This is a genomic window from Streptomyces sp. NBC_00158 (genome assembly GCF_045160885.1).
Lineage (GTDB): Bacteria > Actinomycetota > Actinomycetes > Streptomycetales > Streptomycetaceae > Streptomyces.
In genome coordinates this window covers 2,849,545-2,867,573 of the sequence record NZ_CP108161.1, presented here as the reverse complement: position 1 = coordinate 2,867,573, position 18,029 = coordinate 2,849,545, and the positions used below count along the sequence as shown (strand labels likewise).

The 18,029-nt window shown below is 74.0% G+C and carries 10 protein-coding genes; 8 read left to right on the top strand and 2 right to left on the bottom strand.

The window, feature by feature from the left end; translation table 11 throughout:
• Position 1 precedes the first annotated feature (1 nt).
• Positions 2-1,126, top strand: a complete 1,125-nt coding sequence (locus tag OG553_RS12930; protein ID WP_405979141.1) for a GuaB3 family IMP dehydrogenase-related protein — start codon at positions 2-4, stop codon at positions 1,124-1,126.
• Between the two features lie 76 nt (positions 1,127-1,202).
• Here OG553_RS12930 and OG553_RS12925 read toward each other — a convergent pair whose 3' ends face one another.
• Complete coding sequence (locus OG553_RS12925; protein WP_405979140.1) at positions 1,203-1,676, bottom strand: hypothetical protein; 474 nt, start codon at positions 1,674-1,676, stop codon at positions 1,203-1,205.
• A 200-nt stretch (positions 1,677-1,876) separates the two neighbouring features.
• On the bottom strand, positions 1,877-3,106 hold the full coding sequence (locus OG553_RS12920; protein WP_405979139.1) for a nucleotide sugar dehydrogenase: 1,230 nt from the start codon (positions 3,104-3,106) through the stop codon (positions 1,877-1,879).
• A gap of 254 nt (positions 3,107-3,360) precedes the next feature.
• Here OG553_RS12920 and OG553_RS12915 point away from each other — a divergent pair, with 254 nt between their 5' ends.
• The 7 genes from OG553_RS12915 to OG553_RS12885 all read left to right on the top strand — a co-directional run bounded on the left by OG553_RS12915 (position 3,361) and on the right by OG553_RS12885 (position 17,800).
• A complete protein-coding gene (locus OG553_RS12915) occupies positions 3,361-5,067 on the top strand; it encodes a glycerol-3-phosphate dehydrogenase/oxidase (RefSeq protein WP_405979138.1) in 1,707 nt (568 codons plus the stop codon).
• A gap of 249 nt (positions 5,068-5,316) precedes the next feature.
• Positions 5,317-7,935 carry a protein kinase domain-containing protein gene (locus OG553_RS12910; protein ID WP_405979137.1) on the top strand — a complete coding sequence of 873 codons (2,619 nt, stop codon included), beginning with the start codon at positions 5,317-5,319 and terminating at the stop codon, positions 7,933-7,935.
• Between the two features lie 88 nt (positions 7,936-8,023).
• Positions 8,024-10,591, top strand: a complete 2,568-nt coding sequence (locus OG553_RS12905; RefSeq protein ID WP_405979136.1) for a protein kinase — start codon at positions 8,024-8,026, stop codon at positions 10,589-10,591.
• A 114-nt stretch (positions 10,592-10,705) separates the two neighbouring features.
• Positions 10,706-12,367 (top strand): serine/threonine-protein kinase, encoded by a 1,662-nt coding sequence (locus tag OG553_RS12900; protein WP_405979135.1) that lies wholly within the window; start codon positions 10,706-10,708, stop codon positions 12,365-12,367.
• Between the two features lie 134 nt (positions 12,368-12,501).
• Complete coding sequence (locus tag OG553_RS12895; protein ID WP_405979134.1) at positions 12,502-14,133, top strand: succinic semialdehyde dehydrogenase; 1,632 nt, start codon at positions 12,502-12,504, stop codon at positions 14,131-14,133.
• 9 nt (positions 14,134-14,142) lie between these two features.
• On the top strand, positions 14,143-15,966 hold the full coding sequence (locus OG553_RS12890; RefSeq protein WP_405979133.1) for a GMC oxidoreductase: 1,824 nt from the start codon (positions 14,143-14,145) through the stop codon (positions 15,964-15,966).
• Between the two features lie 181 nt (positions 15,967-16,147).
• The gene (locus tag OG553_RS12885) at positions 16,148-17,800 is read left to right on the top strand and encodes a hypothetical protein (protein ID WP_405979132.1); all 1,653 of its coding nucleotides are present in this window, start codon (positions 16,148-16,150) and stop codon (positions 17,798-17,800) included.
• Positions 17,801-18,029: the final 229 nt, after the last annotated feature.

Here is an 18,029-nt window from a genome sequence, read left to right as displayed (position 1 = left end):
CGTGACTGAGATCGAGATCGGGCGCGGCAAGCGCGGCCGCCGGGCGTACGCCTTCGACGACATCGCCATCGTCCCCAGCCGGCGTACGCGGGACCCGAAGGAGGTCTCGATCGCCTGGCAGATCGACGCGTACCGCTTCGAGCTCCCCTTCCTGGCCGCCCCCATGGACTCGGTGGTCTCCCCGCAGACCGCGATCCGCATCGGCGAGCTCGGCGGCCTCGGCGTGCTGAACCTCGAAGGCCTGTGGACCCGCTACGAGGACCCGCAGCCGCTGCTCGACGAGATCGCGGAGCTGGACGAGGCGACGGCCACCCGCCGTCTCCAGGAGATCTACGCCGCGCCGATCCAGGCCGACCTGATCGGCCAGCGGATCAAGGAGGTGCGCGACTCGGGCGTCGTGACCGCCGCCGCGCTCTCCCCGCAGCGCACCGCGCAGTTCTCCAAGGCCGTCGTCGACGCGGGCGTGGACATCTTCGTGATCCGCGGCACCACCGTCTCGGCCGAGCACGTCTCCGGCGCCGCCGAGCCGCTGAACCTCAAGCAGTTCATCTACGAGCTCGACGTCCCGGTCATCGTCGGCGGCTGCGCCACCTACACGGCGGCCCTGCACCTGATGCGCACCGGCGCCGCGGGCGTCCTCGTCGGCTTCGGCGGCGGCGCGGCGCACACCACGCGCAACGTGCTCGGCATCCAGGTCCCGATGGCGACCGCCGTCGCCGACGTGGCCGCGGCCCGCCGCGACTACATGGACGAGTCCGGCGGCCGTTACGTCCACGTCATCGCCGACGGCGGCGTGGGCTGGTCCGGCGACATCCCGAAGGCCGTGGCCTGCGGCGCCGACGCCGTGATGATGGGCTCCCCGCTGGCCCGCGCCACCGACGCCCCGGGCAAGGGCAACCACTGGGGCATGGAGGCCGTCCACGAGGACGTGCCGCGCGGCAAGAAGGTGGACCTCGGCACCGTCGGCACCACCGAGGAGATCCTCACGGGCCCGTCGCACACCCCGGACGGCTCGATGAACTTCTTCGGCGCGCTCCGCCGCTCGATGGCCACCACCGGCTACAGCGAGCTCAAGGAGTTCCAGCGCGTCGAGGTCACGATCGCGGACTCGCAGCACAGCCGCTGACCCGTCCCGGTAGGTACGCCGGAGGGCCGGCACCCCGCACGGGGTGCCGGCCCTCCGGCGCGTGCGGGGTGCCCGCTCAGTCGCTCGCCTTCTTGGCCGCGCCGAAGGAGACGAACGCGGCGAGGCCGAGGAAGACGAGGGTCATGAAGTCCATGCCGTCCTTCCAGACGGTGTTCAGACCGGACACGCCGATCTTGTCGAGGACGTCGAGCACGCCCATGTCGCCGACCTTGGCCATCGCGAGCGCGATGAAGAAGAGCTGCCCGAGGTAGACGGCGCCGAGCGAGAGCAGGGCGGAGACCACGGGCAGGACCGGGTTGCGGCCGCCGAGCTTGCCCGCGGCCAGGCCCACGAGCAGGCCCACGCCCGCGGCCGCGTAGCCGATCTCGCGGTCGATGGCGTTCATGATGCCGCCGTACGCGGCCGCCGAGGCCAGCGCCGCCACGACGGCGGCCGCGACGGCGAGGCCCACGTTGCCGCGGCGGGCCGGGGCCGGCGCCGGGGCCTCGGTGTAGGACGCGGGTGCGGGCGGCTGGAAGTTCTGGCTCATTGGGAAATCCCCCCCAGGGATTCGGCGCACGGGGCCCGGAGGGCGTAAGTGCGGGATAAGTGACGCCGCAGGCTAACAGGGGGCGGTCGATTTCCACCTGGGGATTTCGGTCGGGTGATCGGAATGGGATCCGGCTGTGATCTGGGCCGGGGCCGGGGCCGGGGCCTGGGCCTGGGCCTGGGCCTGGGTCGGAGTCGGAGTCAGAGGCGGTGGGCCGCGCCGGCCGGGCTGGCGCCGCGGGTGTCGAGGAGGAGCTGGGCCTTCACGGCCAAGCCCTGCATGTCGTACGTGCGGTGGTGCTGGAGCAGGATCGTCAGGTCGGCGGTGGCCGCCGCCTCGTAGAGGGAGTCGGCGCGCGGCACGGGCTGGTCGCGGACCCGCCAGCCCGCGATGTACGGGTCGTGGTAGCTGATCAGGGCCCCGAGGTCGAGGAGCCGGCTGGCGATCTCCCGGGCCGGGGAGCCCTCCTGGTCGGCGAGGTCCGGCTTGTAGGTGACGCCCAGCAGGAGGACGCGGGCGCCGCGCGCGGACTTGCCGTGCTCGTTCAACAGGGTGGCGCAGCGCTGGATGACGTACTGCGGCATCCGGTTGTTGATCTCCTGCGCCAGGCCGACCATGCGCAGGGGGTGGCCGGGGGTGCGGGTGGTGTGGGGGAGGTAGTTGGGGTCGAGGGGGACTCCGTGGCCGCCGACGCCGGGGCCGGGGCGGAAGGCCTGGAAGCCGTAGGGCTTGGTCTCGGCGCAGCGGATGACGTCCCACAGGTCGACGCCGAGGTCGTGGCAGAGGACGGCCATCTCGTTCATCAGGGCGATGTTGACGTGCCGGTAGTTGGTCTCCAGGAGCTGCACGGTCTCGGCCTCGCGCAGGCCGCGGGCGCGTACGACCTTCTCGGTGAGGCGGGCGTAGAAGGCCTGCGCGGACTCGGTGCAGGCGGGGGTGAGGCCGCCGATCACCTTGGGGGTGTTGGAGATGGTGTGGGTCCGGTTGCCGGGGTCGAGGCGGCTGGGGGAGTAGGCCAGGTGGAAGTCCCGGCCGGCCCGCAGGCCGGAGCCCTCCTCGAGGATGGGCCGCAGGTAGTCCTCGGTGACGCCGGGGTGGGCGGCGGACTCCAGGATCACGGTGGTGTGCGGGCGCAGCCGGGCGGCGAGGGTGCGGCCCGCCTCGCCGACGGCCCCGAGGTCGAGCGCGCGGTCTGCGCCGAGCTGGGTGGGGGCGCAGATGACGGCGGTGCGGACCCGGCCGAGTTCGGCGGGGTTGGTGGTGACCCGGAAGCCGGCCGCCGACATGCGGCGGATCTCGGCGGCGGTGAGGGTGCTGTCCGTGGCGGGGCCGCTGTCGTAGCCGACGGTCTCGATTCCGGCGGCTACGGCCGCCTGGGCGAGGGGGAGGCCGAGGTGGCCGAGTCCGATGACGGCGAGATCTGCGGGCATGGGGGGCCGTCCCTTCCCTTCCCTGGCATGCATGAGGGGGCGGTGTGCGCAAGTCCTGTGGACGACTGGAGCTGGCGCAATGTCAGACTAGGCGTATATATGACAGATATGTCGCATTGTGGGGTGGTGGTCGCCGTTGTGTTGTCCACAGGCGGTGGCTGATGTGGGTGCGGCCGGTCAGAATCGAGAAGCGGGGGATGTGAGCGGGATCACCCGCACCGAGCGGGTACGGCCCGCACCAACGGGAGGCAGCCGTGAGGACAGCGACACTGGGACCGGCACAGCGCACGGAGGCGCTCGCCCGGATGGCCGAACGGGAAGTGGACGTTCTGGTGGTCGGCGCGGGCGTGGTCGGCGCGGGCACCGCGCTGGACGCCGTGACCAGAGGCCTGTCCACGGGCCTGGTGGAGGCCCGTGACTGGGCGTCCGGGACGTCGAGCCGGTCGAGCAAGCTGATCCACGGCGGCCTGCGCTACCTGGAGATGCTCGACTTCGCCCTCGTCCGGGAGGCGCTCAAGGAGCGCGGGCTGCTGCTGGAGCGGCTCGCCCCGCACCTGGTGAAGCCGGTGCCCTTCCTGTACCCGCTCCAGCACAAGGGCTGGGAGCGCTTCTACGCGGGCTCGGGCGTGGCCCTGTACGACGCGATGTCCGTCTCCAGCGGGCACGGGCGGGGCCTGCCCACCCACCGCCACCTCACGCGCAAACGGGCGCTGAGCATCGCCCCGGCCCTGCGCAAGGACGCCCTCGTGGGCGCGCTGCAGTACTACGACGCCCAGATGGACGACGCGCGCTACGTCGCCACGCTCGTCCGGACGGCCGCGGCGTACGGGGCGCACTGCGCCAATCGGGCGAGGGTGGTCGGCTTCCTGCGCGAGGGCGAGCGGGTGGTCGGGGCGAAGGTGCGCGACGTGGAGGGCGGGGGCGAGTACGAGATCCGCGCCAAGCAGATCGTGAACGCGACCGGGGTGTGGACGGACGACACGCAGGCGTTGATCGGGGAGCGCGGGCAGTTCCACGTACGGGCCTCCAAGGGGATCCACCTGGTCGTGCCGAAGGACCGGATCCACTCCAGCACCGGGCTGATCCTGCGGACCGAGAAGTCGGTGCTGTTCGTGATCCCGTGGGGCCGGCACTGGATCGTGGGCACCACGGACACGGACTGGGACCTGGACAAGGCGCACCCGGCGGCGTCGAGCGCGGACATCGACTACCTGCTGGAGCACGTGAACTCGGTGCTGGCCGTGCCGCTCACGCGGGACGACGTCCAGGGCGTGTACGCGGGCCTGCGGCCGCTGCTGGCGGGGGAGTCGGACGCGACGAGCAAGCTCTCGCGCGAGCACACGGTCGCCCATCCGGTGCCGGGGCTGGTGGTGGTGGCGGGCGGCAAGTACACGACGTACCGGGTGATGGCGAAGGACGCGGTCGACGAGGCGGTGCACGGGCTGGACCAGCGGGTCGCGGCGTGCGTGACGGAGGACGTGCCGCTGGTGGGGGCGGAGGGCTACCGGGCCCTGTGGAACGGCCGCGCCCGCATCGCCGCGCGGACGGGACTCCATGTGGTGCGGGTGGAACACCTGTTGAACCGGTACGGATCCCTGACGGAGGAACTGCTCGGCCTGATCGAGGCCGACCCGGGGCTCGCCGAGCCGGTGACCGGTGCGGAGGACTACCTGCGCGCGGAGATCGTCTACGCCGCCTCGCACGAGGGCGCCCGGCACCTGGACGACGTGCTGACCCGGCGGACCCGGATCTCCATCGAGACCTTCGACCGGGGGACGCGATCGGCGCGCGAGTGTGCGGAATTGATGGCTCCGGTGCTGGGGTGGGACAAGCAGCAGATCGAGAAGGAGGTCGAGCACTACGAGAAGCGGGTCCAGGCGGAGCGGGAATCACAGCGCCAGCCGGACGACCAGACGGCGGACGCGGCACGGCTGGGGGCGCCCGACATCGTCCCGTTGTAACTCCGAGATACAGGAGGGGGAACCGGCGGACCCGGGGCTCCCGTCGGATGCGGAGTGAGCAACAATGAGGTTTCTGCCGGGGTGGATTACCGTGCCCCCCGGCGGCTGCCGAGGCAGCCGGGGCAGGCTGCACGATCGCAGAGGGGACGCATGTCGAAGCCGGAGCACACCGAGTCGTCTGCCGGGGCGCCTACGGCGAAGCTGGATGACGGAGGCGTCGGCTCCGCCGGTTCCGCTTCCACTGCGAAGGTGTCGAAGGCCGCGTCGGCCGGCGGCACCGAGGCCACGGCCGTGCCCCGGCCGCGCGCCGCCGCCCCGGCGAAGCCGGCTCCGTCCGGGGACGTCGACGCCCCCGAGCAGGACGCTCCCGCCGGTGACGCCGGCGACGCTCCCGCGAAGGGCACCCCGTCGAAGAACGCCCCCGCCGAGGACGCCCCCGCCAAGGCGGCCGTGGCGAAGGCCGCTTCCGCGAAGGACGCGCCCGTGGACGCCGCACCCCCGAAGGGCGATCCCGTCGCGGACGAGCCCGTGAAGGCGGCGCCGCCCAAGGACGCGCCTGCCGACGGTGCGCCCGCCAAACCGGCCGTGGCGAAGGCCGCTTCCGCCAAGGCCGAGCCTGCTGGGGCCGCTCCCGCAAAGGACGGAACCGGGGACGAGCCCGCGAAGGCGGCGTCCGCCATCGGCGAGCCTGCCGAGGCGGCGGCCGAGAAGGACGCGCCCGCGCAGGCGAGCGCGGAGAAGGGCGCTCCCGCCAAGGCGGCCGTGGCGGAGGGTGCTTCCGCGAAGGGCGCGCCCGTGGACGCGGCACCCGTCGAGGACGGGCCCGCCGAGGCGGCGTCCGCCGGGGGCGAGCCCAAGAAGGACGCGCCCGTGAAGGTGAGCGTGGAGAAGGGCGGGTCCGCCAAGGGCGAGGCCGTCGAGGACGGGTCCGCCGAGGCGGGGGATCCGGAAGGGGGCGGAGCCGAAGAGGCGCGGCGCGAGGGGCGGTTGCTGGCCGGGCGGTACCGGCTGGGGGACGTGCTCGGCAAGGGCGGCATGGGCACCGTCTGGCGCGCCGAGGACGAGGTCCTCGGCCGTACCGTCGCCGTCAAGGAGCTCCGCTTCGGCAACGGCGTCGACGAGGACGAGAAGCGACGCCTCATCACCAGGACCCTCCGCGAGGCCAAGGCCATCGCCCGGATCCGCAACGAAGGCGCCGTCACCGTCTTCGACGTCGTCGACGAGGACGCCCGCCCCTGGATCGTCATGGAGCTCATCGAGGGCCCCTCGCTCGCCGAGTTCGTCCGGGAGAACGGCCCCCTGACCCCGCACCGCGCGGCCGAGGTCGGCCTCGCCGTGCTCGACGTGCTCCGTGCCGCGCACCGCCAGGGGATCCTGCACCGCGACGTGAAGCCGTCCAACGTGCTGATCGCCGCCTCCGGCCGCGTCGTGCTCACCGACTTCGGCATCGCCCAGGTGGAGGGCGACCCCTCCATCACCTCCACCGGCATGCTCGTCGGCGCCCCCTCGTACATCTCCCCGGAGCGCGCCCGCGGCCAGAAGCCCGGCCCGCCCGCGGACATGTGGTCCCTCGGCGGGCTGCTGTACGCGGCCGTCGAGGGCGTACCCCCGTACGACAAGGGCAACGCCCTCGCCACGCTCACCGCGGTGATGACCGAGCCCGTGGACCCGCCGCAGAACGCCGGCGCCCCGCTGACCGAGGTCATCTACGGGCTGCTGGTCAAGGACCCGGCCATGCGCCTCGGCGAGGACCAGGCGCGGGCCATGCTCACCGCCGTGATCAACGCCCCCGAGCCGGTCGCGGCCCCGGAGCCGCAGCCGGTCCCGCCGGTCGAGGAGACCCGCCCGATCTCCCTCACCAAGGCCGACGCGGCAGCCGAGAAGGCCGCGAAGAAGGAACGCGAGCGCCGCGAGCGCGAGCAGCGCGAGCGGACCCGCGCCGCGCTGAAGGCCGCCCGCAAGGCGGCCGCCGCCGAGGCCGCCGCCGCTGCCGCGGCCGAGGCGCCCCCGGCCCGGCCCGCGCAGCCCGGGCCCTCGCTCACCGACGTGGTGCCGCGCCGCACCATCGTGCTCGCCATAGCCGCGGTGGTCGTGGTCCTCGCGGTGGTCGGCTCGCTCATCGCGTACATGATCAAGGGCGACGGCAAGGACGGCGGCCGCAAGAACGAGGGCAAGGGCGGCCCGGCCGTCTCCGGCAGCCCCTCGCCCGGCAGCTCCGCCGGCAACGGCCCGGCCGCGTCGGCCGGTTCCTCGCCGAGCGCGAACCCCAGCGGTACCCCGGGCACGCCCGAGCCCAGCGGCACCCCCGGCGGCACCGACCCGGGCCAGGGTCAGGGTCAGGGCCAGAACCCGGCGCAGCAGCAGAGCCAGAGCCAGGGCCAGGGCGCCAGCCCCGGCGGCTCCGGCGGACTCCCGGCCGGCTTCGCCACCGTGACGGACCTCGGGTTCCACTTCTCGATGGCGATGCCCGAGGGCTTCCGTCAGACCGGCACCGCGGGCGAGAACTCCGGCGCGATATACAGCCGCGACGGCGGCTTCCCGAGGATCCAGGTCGACTACACCGGCAGCCCGGGCAACGACGCCCGCCTCGCCTGGTCCAAGCTCGCCCCGGCCGTCGCGGGCAGCAGCAAGAACTACCGCCAGATACGCCTCGACGCGGTGAGCTACCGCAACTACCCGACCGTCGCGGACTGGGAGTTCGAGCGGGACCAGCAGGGCACCCGGGTCCGCGTCCTCAACCGCGGCTTCAAGGCGGACGCCACCCACGGTTACGCCATCATGATCAGCTGCGCCGCCGACCAGTGGGACGGCCCCGAGTGCACCCAGCTGCGCGACACCGCCTTCCAGACCTTCCAGCCGTTGGGCTGACGGGCCTCGCAAGCCCGGGACGCGGGCGGCCCCGGCGACGTATCGTGTCCAGCGGGGGCCATGGGGGACCGCACTCGGGGGAGGCGATGTGGAGGACTACGCCGGCCGGATCCTGTCCGACCGCTACCGTCTGCCGATTCCGCCGTCCGACGAGTACGAGCTGATAGAGACCCGCGCCTTCGACACGCGCAGCGGGCAGGAGGTCCTCGTCCGGCAGGTGCCGCTGCCCGAGGTCGTGGACGCCGAACTCCTCGACGGAACGGGCGCGCACACCGTCGCCGCCGGGGAACTCCCCGCCGTCCGGCGGGCGATCGCCGCCGCCCAGGCGGCCGCCTCCGTACCGGACCATCCCCGTCTCGACCAGGTCTTCGACGTGTTCGCGGAGGACGGCTCGCTGTGGATAGTGAGCGAACTCGTCCCCGCCAGGCCGCTGGCCGCGCTGATCGCCGACGAGCCGCTGAGCCCCTACAGGGCGGCGGAGGTCGCCTCCGACGTGCTGACCGCGCTGCGCGTACTGCACGCGCACGGCTGGACGCACCGCAACATCACGGCCCGGACCGTGTTGATATGCGAGGACGGACGGGTCGTCCTGACGGGCCTGGCGGCGGGCGCCGCCGAGGAGGCCCTCTGCGGGTACGACCCGGTGCCGCCGCCGGACACCGGGGAGCCGGGCGGGGACGCGGGCGCGGACGCCGCCTGGGGCACCCCGCCGCCCCCGCACCCCGCCCCCGACCCGGCGCCGCCGTCCCCGCCCGCCGGAGCCCCCGACGAAGGGCCCCGGTACGCGCCGCTGGTGGCGCCCGGGTACGACACCGGCCCCCGCTACTCGGACCACATCACCCCCGAACGGGCCCCGGAGCCGCCGCAGGCCCGGCCCGCCCCGCCGCCCGCGCAGGACCCGGCCGCCGCCGAGGCGTCCGCCCGCGCCGGGACCATCGCCGCGTTGCGGGCCGGAACCCGGGCGGCCACCGCCGAGGTGGCGCGCCAGCGCGGCGCACGCGGCCCGGTGGTGGTGCCGGTGCTGCCGCCGACCGGGGCCAACCTGCCCCAGGAGTACGCGTACCCGTACGGGGGGCCGGACACCGCCGCCGCCACGCCCTGGCACGGGGTCGCCCCCCGTCGCCCGGCCGAGCCGCAGACACCGCCCGAACCGCAGCCGGAGCCGCAGCCGGAACCCGAGCAGTCGGAGCCCGCCCACACCCCGGAGCCGGAGCCGGAGCCGGAGCCGGAGCCGGAGCCGGAACCCGCCCCGGCCCGGCCCGCGCTGCCCGCCCAGCTCGCCCTCCCGCAGGGCTACCGCCAGGCCGAGCCCCCCGCGGTCCCGGCCCCGCGCCCGGCCCCCGCAGCCGGCCGCACCCCCGCGCCCGCCCCTGCCCCCGCGCCCGCCCCCGCACCCGTCCCCGCCCCAACGCCCGTCCACCGCCCCCGTACCGGCGGAGCCTGGGGCGGCCCCCGCACCGGCCTCGACGCCGAGCGCGCCCGGCAGACCCGGATGGCCGTCGTCGGCCCCCTCACCGAGCGCTGGGCGCCCGAGCAGGCCGCCGGCCCCGTGCAGGGCAACTGGCAGCTGGCCGCGCCCGTCGGCCCCGCAGCCGACCTCTGGGCCCTCGGAGCCCTGCTGTACCGCGCCGTCCAGGGGCACGCCCCGTACCCCGAGGACAGCGTCGCGGAGCTCGTCGAGATGGTCTGCGCCGAGCCGCCCGCCTTCGCCGAGGACTGCGGCCCGCTGCGCCCGGTCGTGGAGTCCCTGCTGCGCCAGGACCCGGCCGAGCGGCCCGACTTCGAGGAGCTGCGCGGCTGGCTGCGCTCGCTGATCCGCTCAGCGCCCGAGCCAGACGGCGACTTCGCCGGCCTCCCGCTGCCCGAGCCGGACCCCGCCCGGCTGCCCGTCCCCCGCCGGCGCGGCGAGCTGCACGGACGCCACCGCAACCCCGCCGCCCCCGGCGAGCCGCGCTCCCTCGGCCGGCTGCTGCTGGTCGGCGTACTGGCCCTGCTCGCGGGCGGGGTGGCGTACGCGATGCTCTTCCTGCCCCGCGCGGCGGACTCCGGGCAGCAGCCCACGGCCGCCCAGAGCCCGGCGGCCTCCCCCTCCGGCCCGGGGAGCCCCCAGCAGGGCCCGGCGTCCAAGCCGGCGCAGACCCCCGGGCGCACCCCGAGCGGAGCCCCGGAGTCCAAGCCCGCCCCGCAGGGCGACGCACCCGCGCCGGAGGGCTACACCGTCCAGCAGGACCCGGCGCACTTCAGCATCGCCGTGCCGAACGGCTGGGAGCGCCATTCCATCAACGAGGCCGGGCAGGTGCGCTACACCCAGGGCCAGTTCACCCTGATCGTCGTACCGGGCCGGGACCGGGTCGAGGGCGGGGATCCGGACCCGCTGGGCTACCAGAAGGACAAGGAGCCCGAGCTGGCCCCGTACCGCAACTCCACCTGGGCGTCGGGCGGGGACGTCAAATCGACGAAGGTGGGTCAGCAGTTGCGGGTGACGGGCCGCTACACCTGGATCGACGCGGCGGGGCGGTCCCTGTTCGCCCGGAACTTCGTCGTCGTGCTCGGCGGCGCCTACCACGTCGTCATGGTCACGGGACCGGAGGACAACCAGGACAAGGTCACGGACGTCTTCGAGAGGGCGACGGCGAGTTACAAAGCCGGAGGCTGACGGACGATCAGTACGGCGATTGCGTCACAGTGCCGGTTTACGGGCCCCGCCTTGTTCCGGCAGCGCCCGCAGGCTCCGTAATCTGGCGTGGAGTGCACAGAGCGGCGGGAATTCGTGGAACAGCAGACAGGCGCGGGTGCGGTGCTCGCAGGCCGGTACCGGCTCGTGGAGCCGATCGGCAGCGGCGGCATGGGGAAGGTGTGGCGCGCGCATGACGAGCTGCTGCACAGAACGGTCGCGGTCAAGGAACTGACGGCGGGGCTCTACGTGTCCCAGGCCGACCGGGAGGTCATGCACGCCCGGACGCAGAAGGAGGCGCGGGCCGCGGCCCGGATCCAGCATCCGGCGGTGGTGACCGTCCACGACGTGCTGGAGCACGACGACCGGCCGTGGATCGTCATGGAGCACATCGACGGCCCCTCCCTCGCCGAGGCGGCCAAGGCCGCCGGCCGGATCGAGCCCCGCGAGGCGGCCCGGATCGGCCTGCACGTGCTGGGCGCGCTGCGCGCCGCGCACGCGGTCGGCGTGATGCACCGGGACGTGAAGCCGGGCAACGTGCTGCTGGCCAAGGACGGCCGGGTACTGCTGACCGACTTCGGGATCGCCGCGATCGAGGGCGACTCGTCGATCACGCGGACGGGTGAACTCGTCGGGTCCATCGACTACCTGGCCCCGGAGCGGGTCACGGGCGGCGCCCCCGACCCGTCCTCCGACCTGTGGTCGCTGGGCGCCACCCTGTACACGGCCGTCGAGGCCCGTTCGCCCTTCCGCCGGACCTCGCCGATCTCCAGCCTCCAGGCCGTGGTGAACGACGAGCCGCCCGTGCCCCGCCAGTCCGGTGCCCTCGGTCCGGTCATCACGGCGCTGCTGCGCAAGGACCCGGCCGAGCGTCCCTCGGCCGCGGAGGCCGAGCGGATGCTGCTGGAAGCGATGGAGGGCCGCGAGCCGAAGGCCGCCCAGGCGTACGTGCCCACCCGCGCGGTGAGCGACGAGGAGCGGGCCTCCGCGCAGGCGCCCCAGCCCCCCGCCCAGGCCCCGGCCCCGGCGGCGGATCCCGCCCCGGTACCCGCGTCGGCCGCCACCACCGCCCTGCCCGAGCGGCCGGCGGCCCCCGCCGGGCGCCCGCAGGGCCGGCTGCGCCGGGCCGCCGTGGTGGCCGTGGTCGCGGCGCTGCTCGGCGGCGGCGCGGTCTTCGGGCTGCTGAAGTACACCGGCGACGACGGGGAAGCGGACAAGGGCGGCGGCTCCGACAAGAACACGAGCGCCACCGAGGGCCAGACCGGCCAGACCGGCCAGAGCGGCAAGAAGGCCGCCACCCCGCCGGACGGGTGGGAGAAGGTCACCGACCCGGACGGCTTCACCCTGTTCGTCCCCAAGGGCTGGAAGCGCCAGGTGTTCGGCGACCAGATCGACTACACGGGGGACGACGGCAAGCACTACATCCGGATCGCCGCCGACCCCACCCCGGACTTCAAGGACCCGTACGCGCACGTGCTCGACCTGGAGAAGCAGGTGGCGAAGCGGACGGACTACAAGCGGCAGAAGCTCGCCCCGAACACCTTCCGGGAGAGCACCCAGGCCGCGCTGTGGGACTTCACGTGGACCGAGAAGGGGGTGCACGCCGGGCCGCGCCGGGCCATCGAGCAGATGTACTACGCCCCGGACGGCACCGAGTACGCGATCTACATGACGGGCCCCGTGTCGGACTGGGCCACGACCCGCCAGCGGTTCGACATCGTGCTCAGTGGCTGGGAGCCGGCCGGCAAGGGAAGCTAGGCCGGCCGGGCAGGGGCGCCGGGCCGGGGCGGGCCGCCGTCCCCGGCCATCCTGCCAGCGATTGCTGGCAGATTTGGCAAAATCCGGTTACCCACGGGTACCCAAAGGCGCGCCCGCCCAATACGCTCACCGCCATGACGGACTCGCAGGCCCCCGCCGCCACCCTCCGCTCCGCACCGCAGCCCACCAACCCGGTCGCCACGGCCCCGGCAGGCGCCCGCACCGCCGCCGACGTGGTGACCCCCGCCCTGGTCACCCGGCTCACCCGCGGAGTGATCGGCTCCGGCCGGACCGCCAACCACACCCCCTTCACCGGGGCGAAGCTGGCGGACCTGCCCGAGGCCACCCCCGAGGACGTGGCCACCGCCTTCGCCGAGGCCCGCGCCGCCCAGGCCGCCTGGGCCGCCGTCCCCGTACGGCGGCGCGCCGCCGTTCTGCTGCGCTTCCACGACCTGGTCCTCGCCCGCCAGTCCGAGGTCCTCGACCTCATCCAGCTGGAGACCGGCAAGGCCCGCCTGCACGCCCACGAGGAGGTCCAGGCCGTCGCCGTCGCCGCCCGCCACTACGGCCGCAAGGCACCCTCGTACCTGCGCCCCAAGGGCCACACCGGCGCCATGCCGACCCTCACCAAGGTCACCGAGCTCCGCCAGCCGCGCGGGGTCGTCGGCCAGATCGCCCCCTGGAACTACCCCCTCGAACTCTCCGTCGGCGACGCCCTGCCCGCCTTCGTCTCGGGCAACGCCGTCGTCATGAAGCCCGACACCGAGACCGCGCTGACCGCCCTGTGGGCCCGCGACCTGCTCATCGAGGCCGGACTGCCCGCCGAGGTCTTCCAGGTCGTCCTCGGCGAGGGCCCGGTCGTCGGCCCCGAGGTGGTCCGGCACGCCGACTACGTCTCCTTCACCGGCTCCACCCGCACCGGCCGAGAGGTCGCCCAGGGCGCGGCCGCCCGCCTGGTCGGCGTCTCCCTCGAACTCGGCGGCAAGAACGCCATGCTCGTCCTGCACGACGCCGACGTCGAGAAGGCGGCCGCCGGCGCCGTCCGCGCCTGCTTCTCCTCCGCCGGACAGCTCTGCATCTCCATCGAGCGGCTCTACGTCCACGCCTCGATCGCCGACGCCTTCGTCGAGCGCTTCGCCGCCCGCACCAAGGCCATGCGGCTCGGCGCCTCCCTCGCCTACGGCGCCGACATGGGCTCCCTCGTCGGCGAACGCCAGCTGGAGACCGTGCGGCGGCACGTGGACGAGGCCGTCGCCAAGGGCGCCACCCTCGTCGCCGGCGGCACCGCCCGCCCCGACATCGGCCCGCTCTTCTACGAGCCCACCATCCTCGACGGGGTCGAGGCCCCCATGTCGGTCTGCGCCGAGGAGACCTTCGGCCCGGTCGTCTCGATCTACCGGTTCACCGACGAGGACGATGCCGTCGCCCAGGCCAACGCCACCCCGTACGGCCTCAACTCCAGCGTCTGGACCAAGGACGCCCGGCGCGGCCACGCCGTCGCCGCCCGGCTGCGCACCGGCACCGTCAACATCAACGACGGCTACGCCCCCGCCTACGGCAGCGCCCAGGCCCCCATGGGCGGCATGAAGGAATCCGGCCTCGGCCGCCGGCACGGCTCCGAGGGCATCCTCAAGTACACCGAGGCGCAGACCGTCGCCCACCAGCGGCTGCTCCCGATGGCACCCTCGCTCGGCATGGACGACGAGCAGTACGCCCGTTTCATGACGAGCAGCCTCAAGGTCCTCAAGGCCCTCCGACTGCGCTAAGGGGAACCCGTGCCTCACGACCGCGACCACGAGCACGACCACGAGCAGGACCACGCGTACGACTACGACGTCATCGTCATCGGATCGGGTTTCGGCGGCTCGGTCTCGGCGCTGCGCCTGACCGAGAAGGGCTACCGGGTCGGCGTCCTGGAGGCAGGACGCCGCTTCACCCGCGAGGACCTGCCCCGCAACAGCTGGGACCTGCGCAACTACCTGTGGGCGCCCGCCCTCGGGCTGTACGGGATCCAGCGCATCCACCTGCTCGGCAACGTGATGGTGCTGGCCGGCGCCGGGGTCGGCGGCGGCTCGCTCAACTACGCCAACACCCTGTACGTGCCGCCCGCCGCGTTCTTCGAGGACCGGCAGTGGGCCTCCATCACCGACTGGCGGGAGGAACTCGCCCCGTACTACGACCAGGCCAAGCGGATGCTGGGCGTACGGCTCAACCCGACGCTCACCCCCTCCGACGTCCACCTGAAGGCCGTCGCCGAGAAGATGGGCGTCGGGGACTCCTTCCACATGGCGCCGGTCGGCGTGTTCTTCGGCGACGGCGAGGACGCGGCGGGACAGCCCGCGGTCCGCCCCGGCCAGGAGGTCCCCGACCCGTACTTCGGCGGCGCCGGGCCCGCCCGCAAGGCCTGCACCGAATGCGGCGAGTGCATGACCGGCTGCCGGCACGGCGCGAAGAACACCCTGGGCGAGAACTACCTGCACCTCGCGGAGAAGGCCGGGGCGGAGATCCGCCCCATGACCACCGTCACCGCCCTCTCCGAACACCCCGACGGCGGATACCGGGTCCGCATCGTCCCCACCGCCGACCGCCGCAGGGGCAGGGCGCAGGTGCTGCGCGCCCGGCACGTGGTCGTCGCGGCGGGAACGTACGGCACCCAGACCCTGCTGCACACCATGAAGGACCTCGGCGAGCTCCCCCGGATCTCCGCCCGGCTCGGCGACCTGACCCGGACCAACTCCGAGGGCCTGGTCGGCGCCCAGACCGACGACCGCCGCTACCGCAGGCGGCACGGCGCCGGGGCCCGCGCGGACTTCACCCGGGGCGTGGCCATCACCTCGTCCGTGCACCCCAACGCCGACACCCACATCGAGCCCGTCCGCTACGGCAAGGGCTCCAACGCCATGGGGTTCATGACGATCCTCCAGGTGCCCCACGCCAGGCACCGGGTCCGGGCCTGGTTCGCCCGCACCGCCACCCACCCCGTGCAGCTGCTGCGCTCCCTGTCGAACCGGCGCTGGTCGGAGCGGACCATCATCGGCCTGGTCATGCAGTCCCTGGACAACTCCCTGACCACCTACCGCAAGCCCGGCGGCATCGGCAAGGGCCTGCTGACGGCCCGGCAGGGCCACGGGGCGCCCAACCCGGTGCAGATCGCCGAGGCCACCGAGGCGGCCACGCTGCTGGCCGAGGAGATCAACGGATTCCCGGGCAGCAACATCGGCGAGCTGATGGGCACCCCGCTGACCGCGCACTTCCTCGGCGGCTGCCCCATCGGCGCCTCCGCGGAGGAGGGCGTGGTGGACCCGTACCACCGGCTGTACGGGCACCCGGGCATCTCGGTGGTCGACGGCTCGGCGGTCTCCGCCAACCTCGGGGTCAACCCGTCCCTGACGATCACGGCGCAGGCCGAGCGGGCCATGTCGTACTGGCCCAACAAGGGCGAGGCGGACCGGCGGCCCGCGCAGGGGGAGGCGTACCGGAGGCTGGAGGCGGTGGAGCCGGTCGCACCGGCCGTGCCCAAGGAGGCCTTCGGCGCCCTGCGGCTGCCGTTCCTCGCGGTCCCCGAAATCCCGCCCAGGCAACCGGAACCGGAGCACTGACCCCGGGAAGACGACCGCGGCGGGTACCGCGCTCCCCCTCCGAGCGCGGTACCCGCCGCAGTACAAGAGTGGACAGGCGGTTGCCGAAAAAGGTTGTACCGGAATCCTTTGCGGCAAGCTGTGGTGTCGGTCACACGGGGAACAGTGCAACCGGGGCGGCGGTCCGGCGGTCAAGGGGGGCATGAGACAGCGCATCTCCCTGCTGGCCGCGTGCGGCCTGGTGGCCGTGGGGCTGACCACCCCCACCGCGATGGCCGCCGAATCCGCGGACCCCGTCTTCCACCTGGCCGGGCAGTCCGCCCTCGCCCTCCGCCCCCACCCGGCGACGGGTGCCCCGCAGCCGGTGGCCATGTCCTTCCGCCTGGAAGGCGTCGGCTCCTTCGCCGGCGAGTTCACCTTCACCGTCGACCGGACCGCGGTCGCCGGCATCGCCTCCGTCAAGGAGAGCGCCGCCGCACCCCAGAAGTGCGTGGAGAACGGCACCAAGCTCGTCTGCAAGGACAAGGGCCCGAACCCCGGCCTGCAACTGGTGGCCACCGCCGAGAAGGGGGCCGCCGAACGGGCCTCCGCAGCGGTCACGGTGACCGGCACGGCCGCCGGCGCCACCATCACCCCCGCCGTTACCACCCTGAGCATCGGCGGCCCCGACCTGATCATGCGGAAGCTGCCCCTCAAGACGGACCCGAAGCCGGGCGAGAGCCAGACCCTGCCCCTCGCGTTCCGCAACGAGGGCACGGAGCCGGCGAAGGGCGTGATCCTGGAACTGGAGGCCACCCGCGGCCTGGAGCTCCCGGAGCGCTACGACAACTGCGCCTACCGCACCGACCGCACCTCCAACACCGTCGTCTGCACGGTCGAGGGGGAGTTCAAGGCCAAGGCCACCTACGAGCTGGCCGGCGACAGCCCGCTGCACCTGAAGGCCGGCGCGAACGCCTTCCACGAGCGGTTCACGTACGGCATCTACCCGGCGGGCGCCCCGCAGAAGGCCGCGGACGCCAAGGCCCCGGACGCCAAGAAGCCCGACACCAAGGAGACCGACGCGGCCGGTGCCGCGCCCGGGACGGGCCGCAAGCTGGTCGCCCGCGAGAAGGCGGAGGCCGCCCCGCTGCGCGCCCCCGACCTGAACGAGGCCGACAACAAGCTCGAAGCCGCCTTCACGGTGGAGAACACCGCCGACTTCGCGGCCGAGGCCCTCACCGTCAAGGGCGCGGCGGGCACGACGGTCAAGGCCGTCGTCGCCGCCCGCAACAACGGCCCCGCCTGGGTCACCGGCACGGGGCCCGCGGCCCTGGTCGACGTGGTCCTCCCGAAGGGCGTGAAGGTCCTCACGGCCCCGGCGGCCTGCCGCGCCGTCCAGCCGACGCAGTACCGCTGCGCCACCGGGACGTCCGTGCTGGAGAAGGAGAAGCTGGAGTTCCCCTTCGAGCTCAAGATCGAGAAGGCCGTCAAGGACGCCAAGGGCGCCGTCTCCGTCGGCACCCTCGACGCGAAGGGCGAGTTCACGCGGCACACCTTCGACAAGGTGCTGACCAACAACCAGGCCGACTTCACGGCGAACCCGACGGCCACCCCGACCAAGTCGCCGAGCCCCTCCGCCTCCGGCAGCGCCTCCCCGAGCACCTCCGGGACCGCCTCGCCCACCGCGGGCAGCGGCAACGGCTCCACCACGGGCAACAACGCCACCGGGGCCGCCGGCCGCAACGGCGGCCCGCTGGCCTCCACCGGCAGCACGGCCGGCCTGGTCGGCATCGCCGGGGCCGGGCTGTTCGCCGTCGGCGCCGCGCTGTACCTGTCCTTCCGCCGCCGCGGCAACAACGGCGGCGCGCACGCGTAGGCCTGCGGGACACGGAATGACGAACGGCCGGCCCGGGGCGTCCCCCGGGCCGGCCGTCCTCATGGGGTGACCGGGCTGCTGTCCCCTGCCGTCCGGTCACACGAGGGAGCGAGGTCCCACGACGCGCGCCGTCGGGCGTCGCGTCTCATCGCTCCCGTGGAGCCACGCGTGGTGCTGCTTCGTCCCGCGCCTGGCTGGCACGGACAACCTCACCAACGAAGGGCCCCCG